General features: G+C 74.4%; 1 pseudogene. It reads right to left on the bottom strand.

Annotated elements, in window-relative coordinates:
* Positions 1-215: pseudogene (locus C6N31_RS43410) on the bottom strand (ABC transporter ATP-binding protein); the annotation flags it as partial.

Raw genomic sequence — 215 nt, 5'->3', positions numbered from 1 at the left:
CGTCGGCCTCGGCGTCGATCATGCGGTGGGTGTCACCGGCGACGGCGCCCTGGGAGCCGCAGGCCACCACGTCACGTACCCCGCTGGCGATGGTCCCGAATCGCGCGGACGGCGCCTCGTCGGCCCGCAGGAACGCCTCTTGGCGGGCGGCCATGGGTGCGAGCGTCGCGAGGAACAGCGCGAGCCCTGCGACCAGGGGCGGGAGCACGATCAGC

Origin of the sequence: Streptomyces fildesensis (genome assembly GCF_016107395.1) — a bacterium.
GTDB classification, from domain to species: domain Bacteria; phylum Actinomycetota; class Actinomycetes; order Streptomycetales; family Streptomycetaceae; genus Actinacidiphila; species Actinacidiphila fildesensis.
Note: the sequence above shows the minus strand (reverse complement) of the source record. Positions and strands in the feature narration are given on the sequence as shown.